The 22726-nt window shown below is 64.8% G+C and carries 13 protein-coding genes and 2 pseudogenes; 10 read left to right on the forward strand and 5 right to left on the reverse strand.

Annotation, left to right across the window (positions count from 1 at the left end):
• Window positions 1-91: 91 nt before the first annotated feature.
• Window positions 92-7105: pseudogene (locus F618_RS0112440) on the reverse strand (glucoamylase family protein); the annotation flags it as partial.
• A 611-nt stretch (window positions 7106-7716) separates the two neighbouring features.
• On the opposite strand from F618_RS0112440, the gene F618_RS0112445 reads away from it, so the two are divergent.
• Window positions 7717-8019, forward strand: a complete 303-nt coding sequence (locus F618_RS0112445) for a hypothetical protein (RefSeq protein ID WP_231362684.1) — start codon at window positions 7717-7719, stop codon at window positions 8017-8019.
• A 295-nt stretch (window positions 8020-8314) separates the two neighbouring features.
• Here F618_RS0112445 and F618_RS0112450 read toward each other — a convergent pair whose 3' ends face one another.
• A complete protein-coding gene (locus F618_RS0112450; RefSeq protein ID WP_019568753.1) occupies window positions 8315-10516 on the reverse strand; it encodes a TRIC cation channel family protein in 2202 nt (733 codons plus the stop codon).
• Window positions 10517-10694: 178 nt separating this feature from the next.
• Here F618_RS0112450 and F618_RS0112455 point away from each other — a divergent pair, with 178 nt between their 5' ends.
• Together F618_RS0112455 and F618_RS0112460 are read left to right on the forward strand one after the other, a co-directional pair.
• Complete coding sequence (locus F618_RS0112455; RefSeq protein WP_019562612.1) at window positions 10695-11648, forward strand: ABC transporter substrate-binding protein; 954 nt, start codon at window positions 10695-10697, stop codon at window positions 11646-11648.
• A complete protein-coding gene (locus F618_RS0112460) occupies window positions 11632-13593 on the forward strand; it encodes a SpoIIE family protein phosphatase (protein ID WP_019568754.1) in 1962 nt (653 codons plus the stop codon). The genes F618_RS0112455 and F618_RS0112460 overlap by 17 nt, the downstream gene beginning before the upstream one ends.
• A 29-nt stretch (window positions 13594-13622) precedes the next feature.
• Here F618_RS0112460 and F618_RS0112465 read toward each other — a convergent pair whose 3' ends face one another.
• Together F618_RS0112465 and F618_RS0112470 are read right to left on the reverse strand one after the other, a co-directional pair.
• Window positions 13623-13964: an STAS domain-containing protein gene (locus F618_RS0112465; protein ID WP_019568755.1), complete on the reverse strand. Its 342-nt coding sequence runs from the start codon at window positions 13962-13964 to the stop codon at window positions 13623-13625.
• Between the two features lie 32 nt (window positions 13965-13996).
• Complete coding sequence (locus F618_RS0112470) at window positions 13997-14404, reverse strand: ATP-binding protein (RefSeq protein WP_019568756.1); 408 nt, start codon at window positions 14402-14404, stop codon at window positions 13997-13999.
• Window positions 14405-14773: 369 nt separating this feature from the next.
• Between F618_RS0112470 and F618_RS16645 the strand changes: the two are divergent.
• The 7 genes and pseudogenes from F618_RS16645 to F618_RS0112495 all read left to right on the forward strand — a co-directional run.
• Window positions 14774-14901 (forward strand): annotated as a pseudogene (locus F618_RS16645) (IS5/IS1182 family transposase); the annotation flags it as partial.
• A gap of 279 nt (window positions 14902-15180) precedes the next feature.
• Window positions 15181-15507: a hypothetical protein gene (locus F618_RS0112475; protein ID WP_018951886.1), complete on the forward strand. Its 327-nt coding sequence runs from the start codon at window positions 15181-15183 to the stop codon at window positions 15505-15507.
• Window positions 15508-15651: 144 nt separating this feature from the next.
• Window positions 15652-15933, forward strand: coding sequence for a hypothetical protein (locus F618_RS16035; RefSeq protein WP_155985608.1), 282 nt, complete (start codon window positions 15652-15654; stop codon window positions 15931-15933).
• 93 nt (window positions 15934-16026) lie between these two features.
• A complete protein-coding gene (locus F618_RS0112480) occupies window positions 16027-17520 on the forward strand; it encodes a TolC family protein (protein WP_231362685.1) in 1494 nt (497 codons plus the stop codon).
• Window positions 17517-19286 carry a PAS domain S-box protein gene (locus F618_RS0112485; protein WP_019568758.1) on the forward strand — a complete coding sequence of 590 codons (1770 nt, stop codon included), beginning with the start codon at window positions 17517-17519 and terminating at the stop codon, window positions 19284-19286. The genes F618_RS0112480 and F618_RS0112485 overlap by 4 nt, the downstream gene beginning before the upstream one ends.
• Window positions 19286-19984 carry an ABC transporter ATP-binding protein gene (locus F618_RS0112490; protein WP_018951889.1) on the forward strand — a complete coding sequence of 233 codons (699 nt, stop codon included), beginning with the start codon at window positions 19286-19288 and terminating at the stop codon, window positions 19982-19984. The genes F618_RS0112485 and F618_RS0112490 overlap by 1 nt, the downstream gene beginning before the upstream one ends.
• A gap of 8 nt (window positions 19985-19992) precedes the next feature.
• Window positions 19993-21177 carry an ABC transporter permease gene (locus F618_RS0112495; RefSeq protein WP_018951890.1) on the forward strand — a complete coding sequence of 395 codons (1185 nt, stop codon included), beginning with the start codon at window positions 19993-19995 and terminating at the stop codon, window positions 21175-21177.
• Here F618_RS0112495 and lnt read toward each other — a convergent pair.
• Window positions 21155-22693, reverse strand: a complete 1539-nt coding sequence (gene lnt, locus F618_RS0112500) for an apolipoprotein N-acyltransferase (RefSeq protein ID WP_026331227.1) — start codon at window positions 22691-22693, stop codon at window positions 21155-21157. The genes F618_RS0112495 and lnt overlap by 23 nt on opposite strands.
• Between the last annotated feature and the right edge of the window lie 33 nt (window positions 22694-22726).

A 22726-nucleotide genomic window follows, 5' to 3' on the forward strand; every position in this document is an offset into this window, starting at 1 on the left:
CGCTGGGGGACCTGACGCCGGTCGAATACCGGCAGTTACACACCCCGGAAACCTCTAGTTATGCGTGGACCTAATCCGGGGAAGTCGACACTTGTTCCTCTCCTGCAGCCAGTTCGATCCGGGTCTGGAGCGCGGCGCAGGGGTCGAGGCCGGGCCCGGTCTTGCCGGACAGCCGCTTACGGCGCATCGCCTCCGGGCTGGCCAGCGAGCGGTTGCGGCCAATGAATTCGTTGCGACTCCCGCTGATCCAGCGCTCGCGTCCGCCGACATGGGCAAACACCACCCGGTTGGCGCATTCGCGGCCGTAGGCATTGCGGGCCAGCAGCGCCCCGGTTTGCGCATCGGCTTCGGTGACGATGTGCATCATGTTCGCGTGCCGCCACTCGCCGAGCACCAGCTCCCAATACCCGGTCAGCGACAGGCTGCGTTGCCGCTGCGATGTGTTGCTCAGTTTGACCCGCACGATCTTCACCGGCGCGTCCATGGCGACGTAGGTATGCAGCTCCGAGGCGATCTCCGATTCGGCGTGCTCGAACACGCTGTAGCCAAATCCGTGCCGGCATACATAGCCGGATTGGCCGCGGGCTGGGAGCGGCGTGGGTGACCAGAACATCCCGGTCTCCTCGTCGCGGATATAGAAGGCCTCGCCGCTGGCGTCGGAGAGCGGATCGTTGTGCCAGGTGGTGAGGCGGAACTCGTGCGCGTTCTCGACCCAGGTGTAGGCACTGCCGCTCTCGCTGACGACCGTGCCAATGTGGGGGCTGGCGATGACGTTGACCCACGGCGCCGGGGTCGTCTGGCCGGGCTCCAGGGTGACCACGTATTCATGCCCGTCGGGGGTGAAGCCGCCCAGCCCGTTGCTGAATACCCGCTCGCGTGACGCCAGCGGATGAACCGCTTCGGGGGTGGCAGGCTTGGCGGGTTCCAGCAGATCGGAGGCACGCGTTGCGGTCACTCGCCGGTCCACCGATCGGCCCGGCTTCGAGCGGCGCCGATCCACCGATCGTCCCTTGTTCGAGACCCGCCGATCCAGCGACTTGGCCGACAGCCTCCGGTCCATCTCTTCGCTCAGGTTCTTGGCCGTGTCGCTGAAGACGATCCGCGCCACCGTCTGCAGCAGGACCCGTTCGTCCTCGGTCAGTTCTTCGGCACGCCGTACGAAGACGCCGCCGGGGTGGTCGACGACCTGCGCCTCGGGTCCGGCGTGGATCAGCCCCATGATTTGATCCTGGAGCAGGGCGCGGTAGCCGGAGAAGTCCTCGTTCACGATCACCAGGTCCGCGGCCAGGCCCTTCAGACGCCAGTAGGTGTGGGCCTGCAGGATCTGTCTGACCAGGCCGATGCGATCCAGGTTGCGGATGTGCAACAGGACAATGGGCAGGTCCCCCGAGATGCCGAAGCGCCACAGCCCGGACTGGCCCAGCCGGTTGCGCGCGATGGTGGCAGGCTCGGTGCGGCGCAGGGCGTTGCCGTAGACGACGGAACTGGCCAGGCGACCGAAGAGCTGGGCATCGACTTCGGTGGCATTGATGTGGCGCAGCACCTCCTGGCTCTGGAACCAGGCCATCTCGAATGCCCGCTCGACAAAGTAGCGGTCGCAATACTTTTCCAGCAGGGCCAGTGCGGTCTCGCGGGTGTCCACGGCCCCGGAGATGATCTGCACGCTGGCTGACTCGTCGGGCGCCAGGGTCAGGGTGCGGCGGATCGCGACCACGGGGTCGAGCACCGGCCCATCCGTATTGGAAAGGGTCGCTTCGCTGTCCGGCTTGTCGAGCACCAGCGGGTTGGCGGCGCTGCGCCCGCGGCCGATGAAGCGGGCACGGTCGGTCTCGTAGGAGGGTTCGTCGGTTGTCGCACCCGGGGCCGCCATCAGGTGGAACATCCAGGGCACTTGTTCGCCCGGCGTGCGTGGGCGCCGCGTGCAGAGGATCGCCTGGCGCTCCGGCAGGATCTCGGTCTGCACGAACAGATTGCTGAACGAGCGGTGCGCGAGGTCGTTGTTCAACGGCGCCAGCACGACCTCGGCGTAGCTGGTGACCTCGATGTGGCGGGTACTGGACGACTGGTTGGTGAGGGTGACGCGGCGGATCTCGACATCGTCCTCGGGCGAGACACAGATCTCGGTGTGGGCCTCGATCGCGTGGTCGCGGCGGCGGTATTCCGCCCGCCCCTGGACGAAGATTGCCTCGTAGTGGTCGGCGGGGCGCAGGGTGGGCTGGTGGGCTGTCGACCAGTAGGTGCCGCTGTCGCGGTCGCGCAGGTAGATGAACGTGCCCCAGCCATCGGTGGTGGCATCCTCGCGCCAGCGGGTTACGGCGAGGTCGCGCCAGCGGCTGGCGCTGCCGCCGGCATGCGTCGCCACGACGTGGTAACGGCCGTTCGACAGCAGATGAACCTCGGGCATCGGCGTGTCCGGGTCGGTGAACATGCGCATGATCGAACCGGTGTCCGCGCCGGAGGGGCGAGCGGCGGCACTGACCTCCGCGGCGTGCGGGTGCACGGTGGCGCCCTTCTTTGGCACCCGTTCCTGGAGCAGCAATTCGGTCGCCCGCACCAGCGGATCGGACATGAAACGGCGCTGCATTGGCTGATCGAGCAGGACATGGGCAAAGGCGAGCAGGCTCATGCCCTGGTGATGCGCCATGAAGGAGCGCACAACGGCATGCGGATTGCCGTGCGGCACCCGGGTCGCCGTATAGTCGATCGCCTCGTAGAACCCGTAGGCGCCGAGGAATCCCTGATCCGCCAGGTTCTGGAGGTTACGGCAGGCGTCCTGCGGTGCCACGGTGAGGGCCAGGGCGCTGGCGTAGGGTGCGATCACCAGGTCATCGCCCAGCCCCCGCTTGAGCCCGAGGCCGGGAACGCCGAAGGCGCGGTACTGGTACACCTGATGGAGATCCGTGGCGCTGTAACAGGACTCGGATATACCCCAGGGCACTGCCCGTTGACGGCCGTATTCGATCTGGCGTGCCACGGCCGCCTTGCCGGTCTGGTCCAGCAGGGTATTGGCGTAGCTCGGCATGATGAGCTGCGGCATCAGGTACTCGAACATGGAGCCGCTCCACGAGATCAGGCTGATGTCGCCTCCATGGCGAGTCAGCAGGCGGCCGAGCGTGAACCAGTGTTTCTGCGGCACCTGTCCCTGCGCGATGAGCAGGAAACTGGCCAGGCGGGCTTCCGATGCCAGCAGGTCGTAGCACGATGGGTCACGCCGCCGTTCGGTCACGTCATAGCCGATGGCCAGCAGGTCGCGCGGCGCGTCGTAGAGAAACTCGAAATCCATCGTCGCCAGTGCGCCGCAACGCCCGATCAGGTCATCGATGCGGTCGATCTGCGCCCGGGCCCCGCCATCTCCAGTATCCGCCCGGGCCAGTTCCGCCAGCGTGGGGAGGCCGTTGTCCGGCCACGTGGCGGGAACCAGCTGCGCGAACTCTTCCTGGAGGGCCTTGGCCTGGCGCTGGAATGCCTGCGTCCAGGCCTCCAGTTCAGGGTCGATCTCGGTACCTGGCGACGGCTCCTCGAGGAGCATGCCTCCGAGGCGGTGAAGCTCGCCGAGCGCACGGGTGGCGGCATCCAGGGTCTGCGGGGGGCCGTTCAGCATCAGGGTGCGCAGGGTCTCCTGCAGCCGGCCGACGGTTTTCGTCAACTCGGGCGCGGAAGCAGGGGGCAAGTGTTCGGCGAGCACCTCCAGGGTGTCCTGTAGGCCCTGCCACGCGTTCGCGGTCAGTATCGGTTGGTGTTTCAGTTCCTCCAGGCCGGCTTGCAGGGTCAGCAGGCTGCCGGCCAGGTTACCGCTGTCCACCGACGATACGTATTGCGGCTGGAGGGGTTGCAGCGTGCGGGTGTCGTACCAGTTGTAGAAATGCCCGCGATAGCGCTCCAGCTGCTCCATCGAGCCCAGGGTATTGCCGATGCGTTCCAGGCATTCCCCGGTCGTGAGATAGCCGAAATCGACCGCCGCCAGATCGGCCAGTAGCGCCATGCCCATGTTGGTCGGCGAGGTCCGCGTGGCGATGGCCGGGGCGGGGGATTCCTGAAAATTGTCGGGTGGGAGCCAGTGATCTTCGGGGCCGACGAAGTCCAGGAAGTAGCGCCAGGTACGTCGCGCCACGGCCCGCAGGAAGGCCCGCTGATCGGCGCTCAGGTCCGGAGTGGCAACGATTAGCGGCCGGCTGATCCACCAGCCGATCACCGGCGCGATCAGCCACAGCAGCAGGATCGGGGCGGCAGCAAGCCAGACCGCCGCCGGGCTGCCGGTCAGGGCCAGTAGCACGCCCAGCACGACGGCAAGGCCGGGTGCGCTCGCCATCTCCCGGAAAAAACCGGCCGGCGTCTGGCGGGCGTTGCGGCGCGCGTACGAAGGCAGGTACCACAGCAGCAGACCGCTGCGCGTGTACAACATGCGGATGCCCGAGTGCAGGATCGCACCCACGCTGATCCGCGCGTCGTAGGGCAGGAAGGCCAGGGTCAGCAGGGCGAGCAGCAGCGGCCGGCCGGTCGACCGTCCGGTCAGGTTCAAGTGTGGCGCCCAGTCGCGTCCGGTTGGCTTGTCGATCAGCTCGATGATGCTGGACAGCAGGGTGGGCAGGAGCACCACGGACCCGACCAGCAGGGTCCACAGCCATGCCGGTCCCAGCAGCCAGCCCCCTGCAAGCAGGAGCACCAGCGCGGGCGCGACCAGGCTGCGCCGCAGGTTGTCGAACAGTTTCCAGCGCGACAGGGCCGAGAGGGGGTTCGGCTGGCGCGGTCCCATGGATCCGTCCGGGCCGGGCGGCCCCGGTACCCGCGGGCGCAGCCAGCCTGCCAGTTGCCAGTCGCCCCGTATCCAGCGGTGGCGCCGACTGGCCTCGGTGGCAACACTGGCCGGGTGTTCCTCGATCAGTTCGATATCGGTCACCAGGGCCGACCGCGCATACCCGCTTTCGAGCAGGTCGTGACTGAGGATCAGGTTCTCCGGAAAGCGTCCGTCGACGGCCTTGCGGAACGCATCCACGTCGTAGATGCCCTTGCCAATAAACGAGCCTTCGCAGAAGATGTCCTGGTAGACGTCCGACACTTCACGGGTATACGGGTCGAGGCCGGACTCACCGGCAAACAATCGGCTGAAGTGCGACTGCTCGGCGCTGGTCAGGCTGATCATCGCGCGGGGCTGGAGGATCGCATAGCCCTCCACCACGCGGCCCTTGTCGGGGTCGTAGACCGGGCGGTTGAGCGGATGGGCCAGATTGCCGATCAGGGCGCGGGCGGCGTCGCGCGGTAGCTGTGTATCGGTATCCAGGGTGATGACGTACTGGATCGACGAAAGCACGGACGGATCGCCAACAAGATCGGAGAAGGCGGTCAGCGCTTCGCCTCGCAGCCGCGCATTGAACTGCTCCAGCTTGCCGCGCTTGCGCTCATGGCCCATCCATATCTGCTCGAACGGATTCCACACCCGGGGCCGGTGGAACAAGTAAAAGATGCAGGGGCGGTCGTCGCTGTAGGTCTGGTTGAGTTGTTCGATTGCACTGCGCGTATGGGCGAGCAGGGCCTCATCCTCGGGCATGGTTTGTTCGGGCGCGTCGCGGAAGTCCGTCAGCAGGGCGAAAAACAGGTTGGGATCGCGATTCCCGAGATAGCGGATCTCCATGGCTTCGAGCAGATCATCGACATCCTGCGGACTTCCCAGCAGGGTGGGTACGACCACCATGGTGCGGTGGCGGTCGGGAATCCCGTGGGAAAAATCCATGCGGGGCAAGGCCCGTGGTGGCAAAACGCGCGTGTACAGCAGGTTCACCAGGGCGATCGCCAGCGCCGAGGCGGCGATCAAGAGCGGAAGCGCAAGCAGCCAGTTCCACCCGGAACCGGCGCCGAAGAAGCCACCAAGGGCTGCCGCACCCCCTGCGATGAGGAGCGTGAGCAACCCAATGGGCCCCAGATACAGGGGCAGGCTGTGTTCCCGGAACACCCCGCGGATGCGGGATCTCCACGAGGGCCGGTAGCCCACCGCATGCTCCAGGTCCGGACGTCCCCGGTCGACCAGGTAGTAGCCCACATGCACATTGCGGTCGCGGTGGTTCCGGTGTGTGGCTGCCGCTTGCGCCAGACCGATGGCTTCGTGCGCGACGCTCGGTTCGCTGCGGCCGCTGTGACGAGCCACTTCCTCGATGACGTGGCGGTACCGGTCGCGGGTCGCGAAGTCCTGGCCGGCGTAGCTGCCCATTGGATCCTCGCTCAGAATCCGCTCCACCACGCTGAGTGACTCGACATACTGCTTCCAGTCCATCGAGGAGATGAACCGCAGGCTACCGATGCAGTTGGCGATGGAAATCTGGTTGGCTGCCGCCGTGCGTCCATACGCCTCGGACAACCCGGTAGTGGTGACCCCCTGTTCCTGCAACCGTTGCTCGACCCAGGTCTGCACGAAGGCCATGGCCGGCCCCTGCGCCTGGAGCCGGCCGTAGAACTCCTCCACAAACGGCGCCGTCAGCGGTACATCGGCACTGGCAAACTCGGCCAGCAACTGGATCAGCTGCGCGGGTTCGCGTTCGGCGGCCGCGAGCATGCGGTCCGCCCAGGTGATGGCCGCGTCACGTTCCACGCGACGCTGGGCGATGCGCACCCCGACGCGGCGCAGGTTCTCCAGCAAGGCCAGCTGGAGCATGATCGGGAACGCCCACAGCTCACCCAGTTTCAAGGGCTCGACGGTTTGATAGGCGGCGATCATCTCGGTGGCGTTGTCGCGATCGACCCGCCCATCCATGTGCGAGATCAGTCCCAGCGCCAGGTCGTAGATGCGCGGGAATCCCGCCGAGGGGCCATCGGCTAGGTGCGGCAGCTGCCGGCTGTAGCCGTCGGGCAGATGGCGTCGTGCCATCGCGATCTGCTGCTCGATCAGATAGAAGTTGTCGAGCAGCCACGCCTCGTCCGGCACGATTCGCTGGCCCGGTACTTCGGCACGGGTCGCGGTGATGACATCGTAGGCCGCGATCAGGACCTGTTCATTGTCCGCCAGGCGCGGCAGCAGCCGGTCCGGTCCGGGGCGGGGATCGATACGGTGCTGCTCGGCCAGCGTGACCGCATGCCGCTTGAGCTGCTCGACGCTCAGAAGCTCCGAACGCAGCAACTCGGTGTCGCGGTCGTGGCGAAGCGCCTCGCGCGTACGCGAGGAAGATCCGAACGCCTTGATGTCGATGACCTTCTCCTTGTCCGGACGCAGGTGGGTCAGGGCCGGGCTGGCCTACCCCGTCGTAGGCAACGATTTCAGTCTTGCTCCTTGGGTCAGCGCCGTATGTTCGCCAGCGCACGGTGGGGTTCACGCAGATGTGATGCAGCGACAAGGGGGAGGCATCAGGACTGGTCAGAGAAACACGGTCCGGATAAGCGCCAAACGGACTCCCAGTGCCGGCGCGCTTCAATTGCCAGATCGGGGTTGTTCGAGGGTGTTTGCGCGAGGGTGGGGGCCCAGCGTCAGAGGTCTGCTGGATGGTTTGTACGACGGGGGCCTGCCGTGACTGGTAAGAGGGGTCACCAACGCCCTGGAACCCAGAACGAGAAAGGGCACCCGGATGGGGTGCCCTTTCTCTGGAGTGTGGAGTGCCCGGAAGGATAGCGGCGACGCTGCGCGTCTTGCCCTTCCGGGTGTCGGCCTGGGGCCGACACGTTCCTCGCGCGCTCGGGATCGAACCGGGTTGTTGAACGGAGGTTCGAATCGTTTGTGCCAGCGCAAACGAAAACGTGATTAGCAACGAGAGTCAGCCAGGCCCAAGGATCGTGCCGGATCTGCGGACCAAGGGTTACCTGGGGCGGACGGTTGGTATCAAGATCCGGTATGACGATTTCCGTACGGCCACGCGCGATTTGACGCTTGAGGCCTGGACGGCCGATCCCGAGCAGATCCTGGCGGCCACCCGCGACTGCCTGCGCCGTACTCCGCTGGATCGCCCCATGCGCTTGCTGGGGGTGCGGATCGGCAAGCGGGCCCTGGACGCGCGGCAGGGGGCGATGGAGCAGTGGCAGCAGGCCGTCCTTCCGTTCTAGGGAGACGCTGATTTGATCGCGCGTTCGCGTTGGTGCCCCCTGTTTCCCGAGCCAAGGCGCGTCGTGCAGCGGGTAGTGGTTCTACCCGCAAGTGGCGCAACGCAGGATCGGGGAACAGGGGCACCAACCCGACAAATCATTGAAAGAGCGGGCTCGGCCGCCCGTTATTGATCAAAAACGGGCGCGCGAACAGCGTTGCGGTTCCCTTGTGCAGAGTGACTGCACGGCAGTCACCGCGCCTTGTTCGCACGCAAAAGCGACTCGAGCGCGAACGCGCGATTAAATCAGCGTCTCCCTAGTGGGCCCCGGTCTGCATCATCATCTGCCGTTGGCGGCGGTCGCTGACGGCGGCCACGCCGCCTGGTGACAGACGCTGGTCCACGTAGTCGGCGAGCATCCACATCATCCGTTCGACCCGGTGGGTGCGTTGTAGCACCTGGTCCAGGGCGCCGCCGGGCGCTGGATCGGCCTTGAGATACCGGGCTCGGAGGTCGTCGAAGCGTGCCCGTTGGTTGCGCGAGAGTTCCTGCAACCATTCGAAGTCTTCCCGTTCGCCGCTTTCCACCGCCATGCTGACGGTGTCCAGCAGGCTGCGCAGGCCCTCGGATACTCGGGTCTCCAGTTCGCCGGCCTCTTCCGCATCCGGTAGAGCGTCGGCGATGGGGATACGCAGGTGGTCATAGAGTTGCTGCTCCAGCGCGCGCAGTGTCTCGAACCGGGCGCGTAGGTTTTGATAGCGCATGACCGTGGACTCGAACAGCGGTTCTCCGGCCAGAGCGGTGAACTCTGTCTGCCAGGGCTCCAGGGCATAGCCGAAGTCCTTGTGCAGGGATTCCAGGCGTCTCGGGTCGACACCGCGGGCACGGCCGGTCTCGCTTTCTTCCAGGTAGGTCGACAGGCGCTGCCACAGGGCAGGTTCCGCCGCTTCCAGGGCATCCAGACGACGTTCCGGCAGGGTATGCGGGTCGCCCATCTGTAATGGGTTTACCCAGCCGGACCACAACACCAGAAGCCGCGCCACGAACAGGCTCACGATGACGCCGTTGGTGACCATCAGGATGTAGAACATCGAGAGTTCCACGGGCGGCCAGAGGAGCAGGAGCGAGTAAGCAATGCCGCCGACGATCGCGATCTCGGCGAAGGAGTCGCGCTTGAGCATGTCGATGTTGAAGTCCGAGCGAACCACGTCGCGCATGATCACGCCGAAGGATGCCGTGACCACGGCCATCACCGGGCCCCAGAGCCATAGCGGGCTGGCGTGGGCTTCTACGGCCACGCCCACGCCGATCACGGTGAACGCGGCCACCGCCCAGGCATCCAGGCCGTGCTGCACCTTGCCGACCATGCGCCCGCCGAGGCCCGCGCGCTGACGCGCCAACAGTCGCTGTGCGGGGGCGAGATGCACGAGCCAGTGGTCATGCAGCTTGTAGAGCGCGAAGCCGCCCAGCACCACCGCCAGTGGCAGTAACAGGAATTCGGGCGTTTCGAAGATGAATATCGGATCGCGTCCCAGCAGCAGGTCACGAAGCACACCGCCGCCGATGGCTGGAAGCGTGGCCAGTATCAGGGCGCCGAACAGGTTGTAGCGCTCGCGGCGCGCCAGCATCACGCCGGAGGCGGAGAAGGCGAGGATGCCCATCAGTGTCAGTACGTTGAACCAGCCTTCGCTGGTGGTCATGGCCAGAAACGCGGGTAGCAGGTGTTCTACTTCGAGGTTGGCGATCCGGCGGCTGTCCCCCAGAGCCTGCAGCTCGGCATCGAAGGCCTCGACGAATTCGCTTGGAACGGTCGCGCGGCTGAACATGACCCGTACGCCTACCGAGCCGAGATCGAGGCGGGCGCGGCGGACCTCGTTGGTCTGTCCGCTTTGTGCCAGGAACAGGTCGAGGATCACCGGGTCGGCGATAAACCCGTCGATACGGCCCTCCACCAGGGCGGCTACGTTCGCCGCATCGCTGTCAGTCTCCAGGATTTGGGCTGCATCGCCTGGGTCCCGCACGAGGCGCGCGACCTCGGGATCGGCGAAGGCGTAACCCCGTGTGATGCCCAGGCGAAACGCGCCGGCTTCCACCGCCTCCAGGAACTCGTCGCGGTTGGTCAGGCGGATGTCGCCGTCATCGCGCAGGTAGAGTGCGTTGCGTTCCTCGCGATAGGGCCGCGAGTAGTGGACGTAACTCAGGCGCGCGGGTTCATAGTACGTCCCGACGACCAGATCGAGAGTGCCTTGCTTCAGCCCCGCCAGTTGGTCGGACCAAGGCATGGGGCCATAGCGTACGGTGTGGTCCGTGGCCTCGGCCGCCTCGCGGGCGACACGCAGATCCAGCCCCGTCGCGGCTCCGGATACGCCATCCGGATCGGCATATTGGTACGGCGGCCGCTCAAACCAGCCGGAACGCAGCGTCTCCGGTGGGCCCTCCGTTGCGACCGGAAGCGGCGCGGCGAGGGGGTCGATCGGGTCGGCAGCGCCCACGGGAACCGTTACCAGTCCGGCCACCATCAACAACAAAACTACGAACAGATCCTGCAGCCGTCCCCGGATGCGCGAGGCCGTCCTGACCGGTATGCTGTCCGTCGTTTTCATCCATCCTCCCGGTGGTCTTCAGCCGATGCCGAGTTCGTCCATGCGACTTCCATCACCGGGTCTTCCCTGGAACCCAACCCGGTGGGTCGGCCGGTTGCTGGCCCTGAGTCTGGTCCTGGCGGCGGGTTCGGCATTCGCGGAACCCTTGCGTGTACAGCCGCACTGGGTCCCGCAGTCGCAGTTTGCCGGTTTTTATGTCGCCGCCGACCAGGGCTGGTACCGCGATGCCGGCCTGGACGTGGACATCCTTCCGCACGGCCCGGACTATCCGGCATCCGAGGCGCTGGCTCGCGGCGAGGCCGATATCGCCTTGTTGTATCTGGTGCAGGCGCTGGAGCTTCGCGACGCCGGTGTGGAGGTCGTCAACGTAGCACAACTGTTGCACGACTCGTCGCTGGTGATCGTGTCCTTTGCTGATCGCGACATCCTCGCGCCCGAGGATCTCGATGGGCGCCGTGTGGCCCGCTGGCAGAGCTTTCGCATGCAACCCGAAGCGCTGTTTCGCGCCTACGGCGTGGAGCCGGAGATTATCGATCAGGGATCGGGTGTAACGGCCCTTCGCTCGGGTGCGGTCGATGCGGCCATGGCCACTCGGTTCAACGAAATGGTGGAGCTCTATCTTTCGGGATTCGAGCCGGAGGAGCTTTCCACGATCGGGTTGGAGGAACACGGCACTGGCCTGGCCGAGGACGGGATTTACGTTCTCGAATCCACGCTCGAGGAGCGCCCCGAAGCCGTGAAGGCCTTCGTGGCTGCCTCGCTACGCGGTTGGCAGCACGCCTTCGAGCATCCGGAGCACGCGGTGGATGCGGTTATGGAGCGGGTCCAGCAGCACGGTGAGCCCACGAACCGCGCCCACCAGAGCTTAATGCTCAAGGTGCTTCGCTCGCTTTACTTCGACTCGGACGGCAGCCTGCCGGCCCCGGTACTCGACCCCAATGACTATCTAATGGCCCACAACCTGATGAATAACCTGGTCGGCCTCGAGCGTGAACCTGTTGACTACGACACCTTCCACCGCCCGGTGATTGATGCACGCCCCGAGTAAGAGCCTGGCGGTACGTCTGGCGCTGGTCACCGTGGTGACGGTGGCGACCATCTTCTTCACGACGTCGGGGCTGCTGTACTACATGGTCCGCGACATCATGCTGGACCATGCGGAGCACCAGGCCCGCGAGCTGACCCGCGCCACGGCCGGGCGAATCGAGGCCTCACTCAACGAAGTCGCGGGCTCGGGGCGGACCCTGGCCGCCTCGTTGACTCAGGGCGGGCATGACCCCGAGGCCATGCGGCCTCTATTGGAGTCGATTACGACCAATACGGCGGCCGCCCAGGGTGCCGCTATCACCTGGGAACCTGAAGCGGCAATCCCCGGACAGCGATACCACGGGCCCTTCGTTTATGAGGGACCTGATGGGGAATTGGAGTACATGAACCTCGGCGGGGACGACTTCGACTATTTCACCCGCGACTGGTATCAGATCCCCGCGCTCACCGGCGAAGCATTCTGGGCGGATCCGTTTGCATCGGCGGCCGATCCCGATCGCCTGATCACCACCTTCTCCACGCCCTTTTCGATGGCCAATGGCGTGGCGGACGGCACGGAGGAGCTCGGTGGGATCGTGACCCTCGACGTCGAGTTGCGACGTCTGACCGAGACCGTCGATGCGGTTGAGGTGCTGGACAGTGGCTTCGGCTTTTTATTGAGCGGTCAGACGCGCTTTATCTCCTGGCCGAACAGCGACTGGATTATGCGCGAGAGCCTGTTCAGTCTGGCCCAGACGCTGGATGAACCGGAACTGCGCGAACTCGGGCGCGTGCTGCAGCGTCAGGAGGAGGGGTTCAGCCGGTTACCGAGGGCACTGCTGGACGAACCTGCGCGGCTCTACCACGTCCGCCTTCCGGATCCTGACTGGGTGGTGGGGGTGGTCATCCCGGAGCGGGAACTGTTCGGCGATGTGCTGCGGGTGATGCACCTGGTGCTGATCATCGGAAGTGTCGGGTTCCTGATTCTTCTGGGGGCCATTATCGCGATCTCCCGGGGTATCACGCGCCCCTTGAAGGGGCTGGTTACCAGTGCCGGCGAGATCGCCCGGGGCAATCTTGATCAGCCTATGCCCCCCATTCGCTCTCAGGACGAGATCGGTGAATTGGCTCGATCCTTCAATGACATGCGCCTGTCCCTGAAGGACTACATCAACGACCTGACCGCAACCACAGCGGCCAAGGAGCGGATCGAGTCCGAACTGAAGATCGCCCGCAACATTCAGATGAGCTTTCTGCCGCGGCGACTGGAGCTCTCTCGGATGCAGGCGGATGTCGATCTGCATGCGGATCTGCTCCCGGCACGCCAGGTTGGGGGCGATCTCTATGACTTCTTTACGATGCAGGGCGACCGCCGCTTGTTCTTTGCCGTAGGTGACGTCTCCGATAAGGGCGTCCCGGCCGCACTGTTCATGGCCGTCACCAAGACCCTGGTCAAGGGCATTGCGGAACAGGAGCCCGATCCTGGGCGCATCCTCGAACGGGTCAACAACGAGCTGTGCCTGAATAACGACAGCGGGATGTTCGTGACCTATCTGTGCGGGATTCTCGACCTGGACAGCGGGGAGCTGGTGATGGCGAATGCGGGCCACAACCCGCCGTTGATCCGGCGGGTGGATGGCACCGCAGAGTGGTTAAAGCTGGCACCTGGACTGGTGCTTGGGGCGATGGAAGATATGCCGTACGCGACGCAGCATCTGCATCTGGCGCCGGGCGAAGAGCTGCTGCTGTACACCGACGGCGTGACCGAGGCGGCGAATCCAGCGCAGGACCTGTTCGGCGAGGACCGCCTGATCCGCCTGTACGGCGAGCTCAAGGGCCGAGCGGTTGGGGAACAGACTGCGGCCGTCATGAAGGCGGTAGAGGAGTTTGCCGGCGAGGCCGATCAGGCGGATGACGTCACCGTGCTGGCACTGCACTTTGTCGGGCCGGCGGGCGGACGCACCTGAGGCCCGGACACTGTAATCAGTACCGGGCTTCAGGCCTCACCGCGGGCGCGTGCCACGGCCACCGCCCGATCATCGCAGACGTCCAGGATCGACAGGAAGCCGCTGATCTCGAAGACCTCCCGGATCGGCTCATGAATCTCGCACAGCACCAGCTGACCATTCAGCTGCCGAACCTTCTTCGCCGCCATGAGCATGACCCGCAGCCCGGCACTGGAGATGTATTCCAGGTCGGCAAACCGGATCACCAGGGTGGGCGAATCGTCCAGAAGGGCGAGCAGTTTCGCCTCGAAAGCCGGCGACGTATTACTGTCCAGGCGCCCCTCGGGGCTTACCACGCATACGCCGTCCACCGTCTCTTTATTCAATTCCATTACGTAATCGGGCCTTGTTGTTCAGTTCGTTGTCACTTGCGCTTGAGACGTCGCAGTCGAAGGCGATTCACTCCGTCGGCACTGTCGTACTGAATGTCGTCCATCAGCGTTCGGATGAAATACAGCCCCAGGCCTCCGATCGCGCGGTCCTCGACGCCTCCCTCCAGGGAGACCTTCGGTGCGTCCTCTAGCGGATGAAAGGAGTGGCCATCATCGGTCACCACGACCGTCAGGCCTTCGGTGTCCGCCTCGAGTTCCACACCAATCCGGTGCTCGCCGCCGTCATCGAAGGCGTAGGACACGAGATTGGTAATCCATTCATCGAGCGCGAGATTCACGGTGTTGGCTTCCATGCCGGCGCGCTCGCAGAACGCCTCGACTTCACCAGCGAGTCGAGGGATCTCCGTCAGTTCGTTACCAATATCGAGACTGCACCGCACGCCGTGACTGGCCTCCGCTTGCTCGCATTTGTACCCAAAAGATCGCCGGAGCCCGCGTAGCCTTCTCGGACGCGGCGCTTACCTTTACAGGCGCAGGGTATAACACTCGGGTCGCCGACACATGCGCATGGGCCGGTCGGGTGAAATCCGAACTCTGTCATGATGCCGATCTCTCCCACGCGCTACGGCGATATGCTTCGCTTTTCGCTGTTCCGAACGGACCCCTGATCCCGCCTGCTGGCAGTTCTCCGTGTTGCGAGGGCCTCCTCCGTCTCGCCGATGCTCGGCACCCCGGGCGCTGACAGGTTTCAAGCGGAACGTATGGCGCGCCCGCCTTCCCAAGATGTGCTCTTAAGAGCACCGAAGCCCGCAGGACCGGAAATCGCCCCTGTAACCGCCAAAAACGGCGGTTACAGGGGGTAAAACACGCCGCTGTGGCCCCAATGTCCTTCCCAAAATGCGTCGGTGGGGAATGGAGCCGGATGCGGGCCCATTGATCAGTGTTTCCTTGGAGGTCAGGCTCGCGCCTGATCCTCCGTCTCGGTGCGGGTGCTCGCCGGAAGCGTGAGTTTTCCGTTAGTCGCATTGGGGCGAAATCTGAACTGCATCACGGTTTGTGTTCTGATACCGCTCGAAAGGCGCCTGGTTGGACACGGGCGATCATGACATCGGGGCGGTCGTTGCGCGGTTCCGATCGACACGAGAGGTGATGGATGGGACGGTTGACACGATGGGCGTTGGTGGCTGCGGTTGGGTTAGCCACGATGTCGGCGGGGATGGCCACAGCCGACCAGGTTTCCGAGCTGCGACTCGAGAACCGCTCCAGTGAGGCACTGCAGGGGACCATTACGGTCCTGCACGGATCGGCGGATTATGAACAACGGCAGTTCAGCCTTGCCCCGGGTGCAAGCGAAGAGTTCGTCTGGGATGGCTGGTATGGGAACTACGCGTACGAACTGGACGGAGGGCGACTCAATTCGGTGCTGATGTCATTGCCTGGATATGCCTCCTACTACTCCAGTGAAGTCGAGATCACCTGGTACGACGATCAGGGCGAGCTGAGCCATCGGGTCGAGTGCTCCAACTCTTGCCGGTGGCCATGATCGAGGCCGTTTCGCGGCTGTAGTACGCGTGCAGGCAAACGTCTGCACGATCGAATGATACGAATGTGTGGCCGGTGAAATCCTCGCCGATTCAAGAAGAAAGGCGAGCGGCCGTCTGTTGGATTCGACAACTAGGAGAAAAAGATGAAAAAGCGTTTGGCTACGATGATGCTGTTGGGTGGGGTGATGTTCGGCGCGACCGCGAGCGCTTCTACGATTTGTGTGTGCGTGGGTATAGGGAGTACCGGAGGTGGTTGTGGAAGCAACGCAATCGGGGCGAACTTCGGGCAGTATTTTGCCAATGTGAGCAACTCGGATCTGGAGTCGTACGTGCGCAAGCAGCATGCCGACCGGCTCAGCAGTGGTGCCAGCAGTAGTGAATATTCGTCCCAAACCGGTTGGCTGTGCACCCGGGAACGACGTTAGGTCTCGGATCTAAACGAACCGCACGTGTTAGGTGACACGCGAGGCTGGCCAGCATGCTGGGTCACAGGTGTGCTGGCCAGCTTGGCGTTTGCAGTGTCCGCATGGGTTGTGATGCCCACGGCCGCTGCTTCTGCAAGTAATTTCAATGTCCACGAATACGAGCCTACCCCGCTGTCGGGCAGCGAGGTGGAATTGGGTCTGGCCGATGCCATTGCCCTGGCCCTGCGGCGGAATACCCAGCTGCAAAGCGCGTACCTCGATCGCGTCGTCGATCAGTTGAATCTGGCGGTGGCCGAGGCGCAATTTCGGCCCCGGGGTACGATCGTGTTGGGTGCACAGCAGAACCGGGCGCCCGGGGATGATGCCGAGACGCAGCGGTCGAGCACCCTCTCGCCGTCTCTGGATACCGCACTTCCGACGGGTGGCCGAATCGGTTTCAGCTGGAATCTTGACCAGGACCATGGCCTGGATGAGCCCGCCATCCAAACCTCGCGCAGCTCCCAACTTTCGCTGGACCTGAATCAGCCGTTGCTGCGTGGCGGCGGCCTGGCGGTGGGTCGGGCACCCCTCGAGATTGCCCGCTTGCAGGAAACCGCGAGTGCCCTGGGGCTGGAAGAGACGGTGGTCGGGACCATCGATAGCGTGATTGCGGCGTATCGCACGCTGTTGCAGGGGCAGCAGCGCCTGGAGATTGCGAAGGGTTCCCTGGAGCGCACCGTTGAACAGCTGGAACGCAATCGTGCGCTGGTGGAGCGAGGGCGGATGGCATCCAACGAACTGGTGCAGACCGAGTCGCGCCTGGCCAATCAGCGCTTCAGTGTCAGCCAGGCCGAAGACGCCGTGGATCAGTCTCGGCTGGAGCTCCTGCGCCTGCTCAACCTGGGGCGTGACACGCGTCTTCGTCTGCGTGACACGGTCGAGCTGGAGGCGCTTGAGAGCCTTCGCGTTCGATCCCCCTCGCTGGAAGCGGCAACATCGATTGCGCGTGACAACCGTCCGGATTATTTGCGCCTGCGGATCGCGCGCGAGATCGAATCGATCGGGCAGATGCTGGCCGAGAATGAACACCTCTGGAGACTCGATCTGAACGCTTCGCTGGATGCCGGGGCGACCGGGCGAAGCGCTCGGCAGGCCACCGGTTCGACGCTGGACGAACGTCCGGGATATGCATTGGGGCTGGAGCTGGAGATCCCGATCCTGGATCCGGAGCGGCCGGTTCGACTGCTTGAATCCCGCATTCGCCTGCGGCAATCGGAAATCCAGTTCTCCGAACGAGAAGTCGAGCTGGAGCTGGAAGTGGAACGTTCCCTGAATGATCTGAACAGTCGCTGGCAACAGTTGGGCTTGGCGCAGCGCTCGCTGGAATTGGCGCGCGAAAGCCTGGAGATCGAGCGTGAGCGGCTGGCGGTGGGCCGGACGACGTCGTTCCAGGTCAATGCAACCGAACAAAACCTCCAGCAGGCCGAGCAGAGCTTGTTGGACGCCGTGATTGCGTATCTGAATGCGCAGACTGCGCTGGACCGGGCGCTGGGGACCACGCTGGATAGCTGGGGGCTGTCGCTCCCTGAAGCGGGAGTGATGCCATGAGCGACAGTCAAGTTGTGTTGAGTCAGCAGATCCTGGATTCGATGGCGGATGGGGTGCTGGTCGTCGACGCCTCTGGCGCGATCACGACCTTGAATCCCGCCGGGGCGGCGATTCTCGGTTTGCGGGCCGATGAGGCAGAAGGACGCAGCCTGGCCGAGGTGTTTATCGGAGAAGAGGGCTACGCAGCCTTTGTCGATGCATTGTTCGAGGCGGTCTATTCCGGTGTGATGCAGCCCGACCAGATGGTGTCCATCAGCGTGGGCGGGCACGTGCGTTCGCTGAAGTTGACCACCTCCTATCTGGCGCCCCGGCAAGCCGGGGGCGAACGCGCCGTGCTGGCGGTGTTTACGGATGTGACCGACCTGGAGCAGGCACGCCAGGCCGAGCAGAGCCTTTCCGATGAGCTGCGCGGCAAACACAAGGAACTGCAGGACGCCTTCCTGGAAATCGAGGCGAACAGCGAGGCCTTGCAGCAGGCGTACCGCCGTTCCGGCCGCATGCGGCTGATGATGACGGCCGCCGTTGTGGCCGTATTTGCGGGTGCTGGGTACTGGGCGATCCCGAACGCCGCGTTGCCCGAATTTGGTGCCAGCGATGCTCAGGTCGTCGATGCCACTCAGCCCGGAGCGTTCGAGGTGCAATCGCGCGCGGTGGAAACCACCACGAGCTTTTCCGGGCGGTTTCGTCCGGGCGATGTCATTACGCTGGTCAGTCCTTTCGAGTCCACCGTGGTGGCCCGCCACGTTGAGTATGGCGAGCGGGTGGATGAGGGTGATCTTCTGCTGGAACTCGATTCGACCGAGATCGATATCCGCTATCGGCGTGCACGCAGCGACCTGGCGGATGCCGAGGCGGAGCTTGAGGACCTGGAGGACTGGGAGCAGGGCCGCGAGATGGCCAGTTCACGTCGCAGTCTGAGGCAGGCCGAACGCAATTTGAGTAACGATCAGCGCGAACTCGATGATGTCGAGCATCTCTTCGAACGTGGCATCGTTCCCGAGCGCGAGTTGCGGGCGGCCCGGGAGCGGGTGGAAGAATCCCGAGTGCGGGTCGAGGCAGCGCGAGAAGACCTTGCGGAGACCACGCGTCAGGGCGGTGAACGGGCGATTGCGCGGGCTCGCGTCGAGGTTGAGAACGCGCGCGCGGAGTATGAGCAGGTACGACGCCAGCGTGAGGGGGCCCGCGTATATGCCCCGGTCGATGGCGTCGTTCTGGCGCCCCTCGGCGAGGACCGGGATGACGGCGAGCGGGTAGAGGCTGGGGGGCGTGTGTCCAGTGGTGCCGCCCTGCTGGCGGTGGGCGACCTGTCTTCCCTGGAGATCGAAGGCACCGTTGATGAGCTGGATATCCATGACGTCCAGGCGGGCCAGTCGGCCCGGGTGAACGTGGTGCGAGGCGCGGGTGACCCGATGCCGGCCCGGGTGTCCTATGTGTCTTCGCAAGCGCAGGAGGGGAGCGGACGAGGTCTGCCATCGTTCCGCCTGATCGTGCGTATTGATGACCTCGACGCCCAGGACCTGGAACGGATTCGGGTGGGGATGTCCGCCTCCGTGGATGTGATCACGCAGCAGGATCCGGATGCGGTGGTCGTGCCCCATGCCTATCTGGGCGGGAGCGGGTCGGAGCGTTGGGTCCTGCGGCAGACATCCAACGGCTCCGAGCGGGTCGCCGTGGAACTCGGCCGGTCCCGATACGATGGGGTCCAGGTGCAGAGCAGCGGCCTGGAACCCGGAGACCGGCTGTTGCCACCCGGGGGTGAAGGTTGATGTCCGCGGCGCAACCGCTGGTTAGCCTGCAAGACGTCCATCGCTCCTATCGAGTCGGACCTACCGATGTGCACGTCCTGCGCGGAGTTCAACTCGAGATCCACCGGGGTGAGCTGGCCTCGCTGATGGGGGCTTCCGGCTCCGGTAAGTCCACGCTGATGAACATCATCGGGATGCTTGAACGCCCGTCTTCGGGTGATTTCTTTTTCGAGGGTCAGGACGTGCTGCAACTCGCGCCCGATGCCCTGGCGCATTACCGCAATCAGCAGATCGGTTTCGTATTCCAGACCTTTCACTTGCTGCCGCGACTGACGGCCCTGGATAACGTGGGGCTGCCGCTGCTGTATCAGGACGTGAGCAAGCGGGAGATGCGTCGCCGTGCGCGCGAGATCCTGGGTCGAGTTGGCATGGGTGATCGGGTCGATCATCGACCCAACGAGCTCTCCGGCGGCCAGCGCCAGCGGGTCGCGATTGCGCGTGCACTGGTGGGTAACCCTTCCGTGGTGTTGGCGGATGAGCCCACCGGCGCGCTGGACTCGAGTGTGGGCCGCGAGATCATGGATCTGTTCCACGAACTCAACGGCGAAGGCGTGACCGTGGTGATCATCACCCACGACCCGGCCATCGCACGGGAGTGTCCCCGGCAACTGGTCATCCGGGACGGTGTGGTCGCCGGCCCGGAGCAGGTGCCGGCATGAGGTTGCGGATGCTCCTGGGCGAGGCGAGCCGCAATATTGTGGCGACCAAGCAGCGCTCCCTGCTGGCGCTACTGGGGATCGTGATCGGCACGGCCTCGGTCATCGCGATGCTGAATGTCGGGTCTATCATGCACAACGCGGTGCTGGAGCAGTTTCGCGCGATGGGGACCAATGTCATCAATATCCGACAGCGCTACGCCACGGATGAGGACGACCCCGCGCGTAACCAGCTGGACCTTGCGCTGGCTCGGGCGTTGGGGCCGGCCCTGCCGCAATTGATTCAAGTCGCGCCATTTGATGGGGCGAGTTCGCAACTGCGAGCGGGCGCGGAGACCCAGAATGTCCGGCTGACGGGGGCGACCGAGGCGTTACAGGGGCTCTTGCGGGTACGCCTGGCCGCCGGGCGCTGGGTCTCCGAGCTGGATGGGGTGGAGCTCCAGGGTGTGGTCGGTTCCGAGGTGGCATCCAGCTATGCCGCGCAAACCAACCAGCCACTGGAAGTGGGTGGCCGAGTGGGGCTGGGCGGCTACACCATGACGGTGGCCGGAATCCTGGAGCCGTATCCACGAGGCGGCGGGGTGAGTCCGATCTCCCCGAACCGGACGATCTTTCTGCCGATCGAAGCCTTGCAGCGTTTCGATGCCGATGACGAGCTGGAAGGCATCCTGGCGCGTGTGCATCCACAGGCCGACCATCAGGAACTGGCGCGAACCATCGAGACCTGGGTGGAGGCGCGCGCCCCGGGGTTGCCCGTGGAGGTGAATAGCGCCGAACAGTTGCTGGCCAACATGGAGCAGCAAAGCCGCATGTTCACGATCATGCTGGGCGCGATCGGCAGTATTGCGCTCATCGTGGGGGGCGTAGGGATCATGAACATCATGCTGGTATCGGTCACCGAGCGACGCAAGGAGATCGGCATTCGGCTTGCCATCGGGGCCCGCAATGCCGATATCCGTCGCCAATTCCTGGCCGAGGCGGTCATGCTGTGTCTGCTGGGCGGTGTCATTGGGGCCGCGTTGGGAACCGGGGTGGCGATCGCCTTTGCCCATTTCACTGGCAACGCGTTCGTGGCGGCACCCATGGCGGTACTGCTGGGCGTTTCCGTCTCCACGCTGACGGGGATTGCCTTCGGGTATTACCCCGCCCTGCAGGCCTCGCGGCTGGATCCGATCATCGCACTGCGTAGCGAGTAGAGCGTCCCAGCCGGCGCCAGCCACGATGGAGGCTGGCCAGCAGGATCAGCACGGCCAGGCCCTGAAGGAAGCGGTCGCCATGGCGTTGGTAGAAAGGGCGCTCCGCCACGGTGTGGACCACGATGCTTTGGGTCGTGCTACGCCACTGAGGCGTCTCGCTACCTGGCACCACTCGGCCAGCCGCGTCGAAGACAGCGCCGCCTCCGGTGTTGTGCAGCATGACCAACGGACTGCGGTTCTCCAGGCTGCGTGCGCGCGCGATGGCCCGGTGCGCATCAGCAGCGCGCGGCGAACCGAACCAGGCGTGATTGCTGATGTTCACGATGATCCCCACTTGCCCCGACAGGTTCTCGCGCACGAGGTTGGCGAACAGACTCTCGAAACAGATCGTCGGGGCCAGGTGCACCCCGTCGGGCCCGGTCAGGGACTGTTGTTCCGCTTGTCCCGGGCTGAAGCGTGAGGCATGTGGCAGGCGCGCGCGTAGCCAGGGTAGTTGCGCTTCGAACGGCAGGTATTCGCCGAATGGCACGAGCTTGCGTTTGCGGTAGGTCCCGGACAGGCCGGCCCCGGGCTCGAACAGTAGCGCGACGTTGTGAGTGCCATGGCCCGGGTGATCCCGGTGCTCGGTCCCGTTGACCAGGATGGGTACGCCGATCTCGTCGGCCAGGGCGGCAAGGGCGCGATGCCCCCAGGATTGCGGAGCCGCCTGAAGTGTCATGGCCGCCTCGGGCCAGATAACCAGATCCAAATCCGGGTCGGTCTTGTGCAAGTCTCGAGTCTGCGCAATGGCGGTATCGATGTCGTTGTGTCGATCGGCCATCGGCATGTCGTCGCGCCGCACATGTACCGGGATATTGGGCTGTACCAGGCCCAACCGGGTGCTGTGTTCCGGAACTGCCCGTTCCAGTGCATCCAGGCGCAGGCTCCCGTAGGCCAGCAGGGTCACCACCAGCAAGCCGAGCAGTACTGGCGCTACTGGGGTGAGCGTGTGGCGACTCACCGCGATCAGCATGCCGGCGGCGAGAAAGCCGATCGAGGTCGAGAAAAAAAGCAGCAGGGGCATGCCGCCGACATCGACGACTTGTGCCAGCAGGGGGTGGGCGAGCAGGGCGTAGGCAAAATGTCCGGGAACGACCTGCGGCGAGAAGGACAGGGCCACCGTCAGCAGTCCCGCTGCGAGCAGGGCCTCAGCGGGACGTTCCAGGCGCAGCGCAAGTGTGGCGACTGCACCGGAGAACAGCGCGTAGGGTACTGCGTGCAGGACCGCCAGCCCCAGCACCATCAGGCTGCCAAGGGTCCATGGGAAGCCGAGCCAAGCTTCGGTGCCGGATACGACCCATCCGAGCGATGGCAGCCAGTAGCCCAGGCCCGCCAGAAGGCCGGCCGCAGCGGATGCGCCGAGGGTCAGGCCCTGCAAGGCGAGCCCCAGAAGGGCAATGGATATCAGGACGAAGGCCCCGGGCAGGGGGCCCTCCGGGAAACTCAGGTGAAAGAGAACCGCGGAACCTGCCAGCAGGCCCGCACGCGCGAGTACGGACAGAGCGGACCG

The sequence above is a fragment of the Thioalkalivibrio sp. ALMg13-2 genome, assembly GCF_000381185.1.
Classification (GTDB): domain Bacteria; phylum Pseudomonadota; class Gammaproteobacteria; order Ectothiorhodospirales; family Ectothiorhodospiraceae; genus Thioalkalivibrio; species Thioalkalivibrio versutus.

Excerpts from the sequence above, each read along its gene's own strand:
- F618_RS0112450 (WP_019568753.1), bottom strand. The coding sequence starts at position 10,516 with ATGGTGGCCGGACTGGTAACGGTTCCCGTGGGCGCTGCCGACCCGATC.
- F618_RS16035 (WP_155985608.1), top strand. The coding sequence starts at position 15,652 with ATGAAAAAGCGTTTGGCTACGATGATGCTGTTGGGTGGGGTGATGTTC.
- F618_RS0112465 (WP_019568755.1), bottom strand. The coding sequence starts at position 13,964 with ATGGAATTGAATAAAGAGACGGTGGACGGCGTATGCGTGGTAAGCCCC.
- F618_RS0112490 (WP_018951889.1), top strand. The coding sequence starts at position 19,286 with ATGTCCGCGGCGCAACCGCTGGTTAGCCTGCAAGACGTCCATCGCTCC.
- F618_RS0112495 (WP_018951890.1), top strand. The coding sequence starts at position 19,993 with ATGCTCCTGGGCGAGGCGAGCCGCAATATTGTGGCGACCAAGCAGCGC.
- F618_RS0112475 (WP_018951886.1), top strand. The coding sequence starts at position 15,181 with ATGGCCACAGCCGACCAGGTTTCCGAGCTGCGACTCGAGAACCGCTCC.
- F618_RS0112485 (WP_019568758.1), top strand. The coding sequence starts at position 17,517 with ATGAGCGACAGTCAAGTTGTGTTGAGTCAGCAGATCCTGGATTCGATG.
- F618_RS0112460 (WP_019568754.1), top strand. The coding sequence starts at position 11,632 with ATGCACGCCCCGAGTAAGAGCCTGGCGGTACGTCTGGCGCTGGTCACC.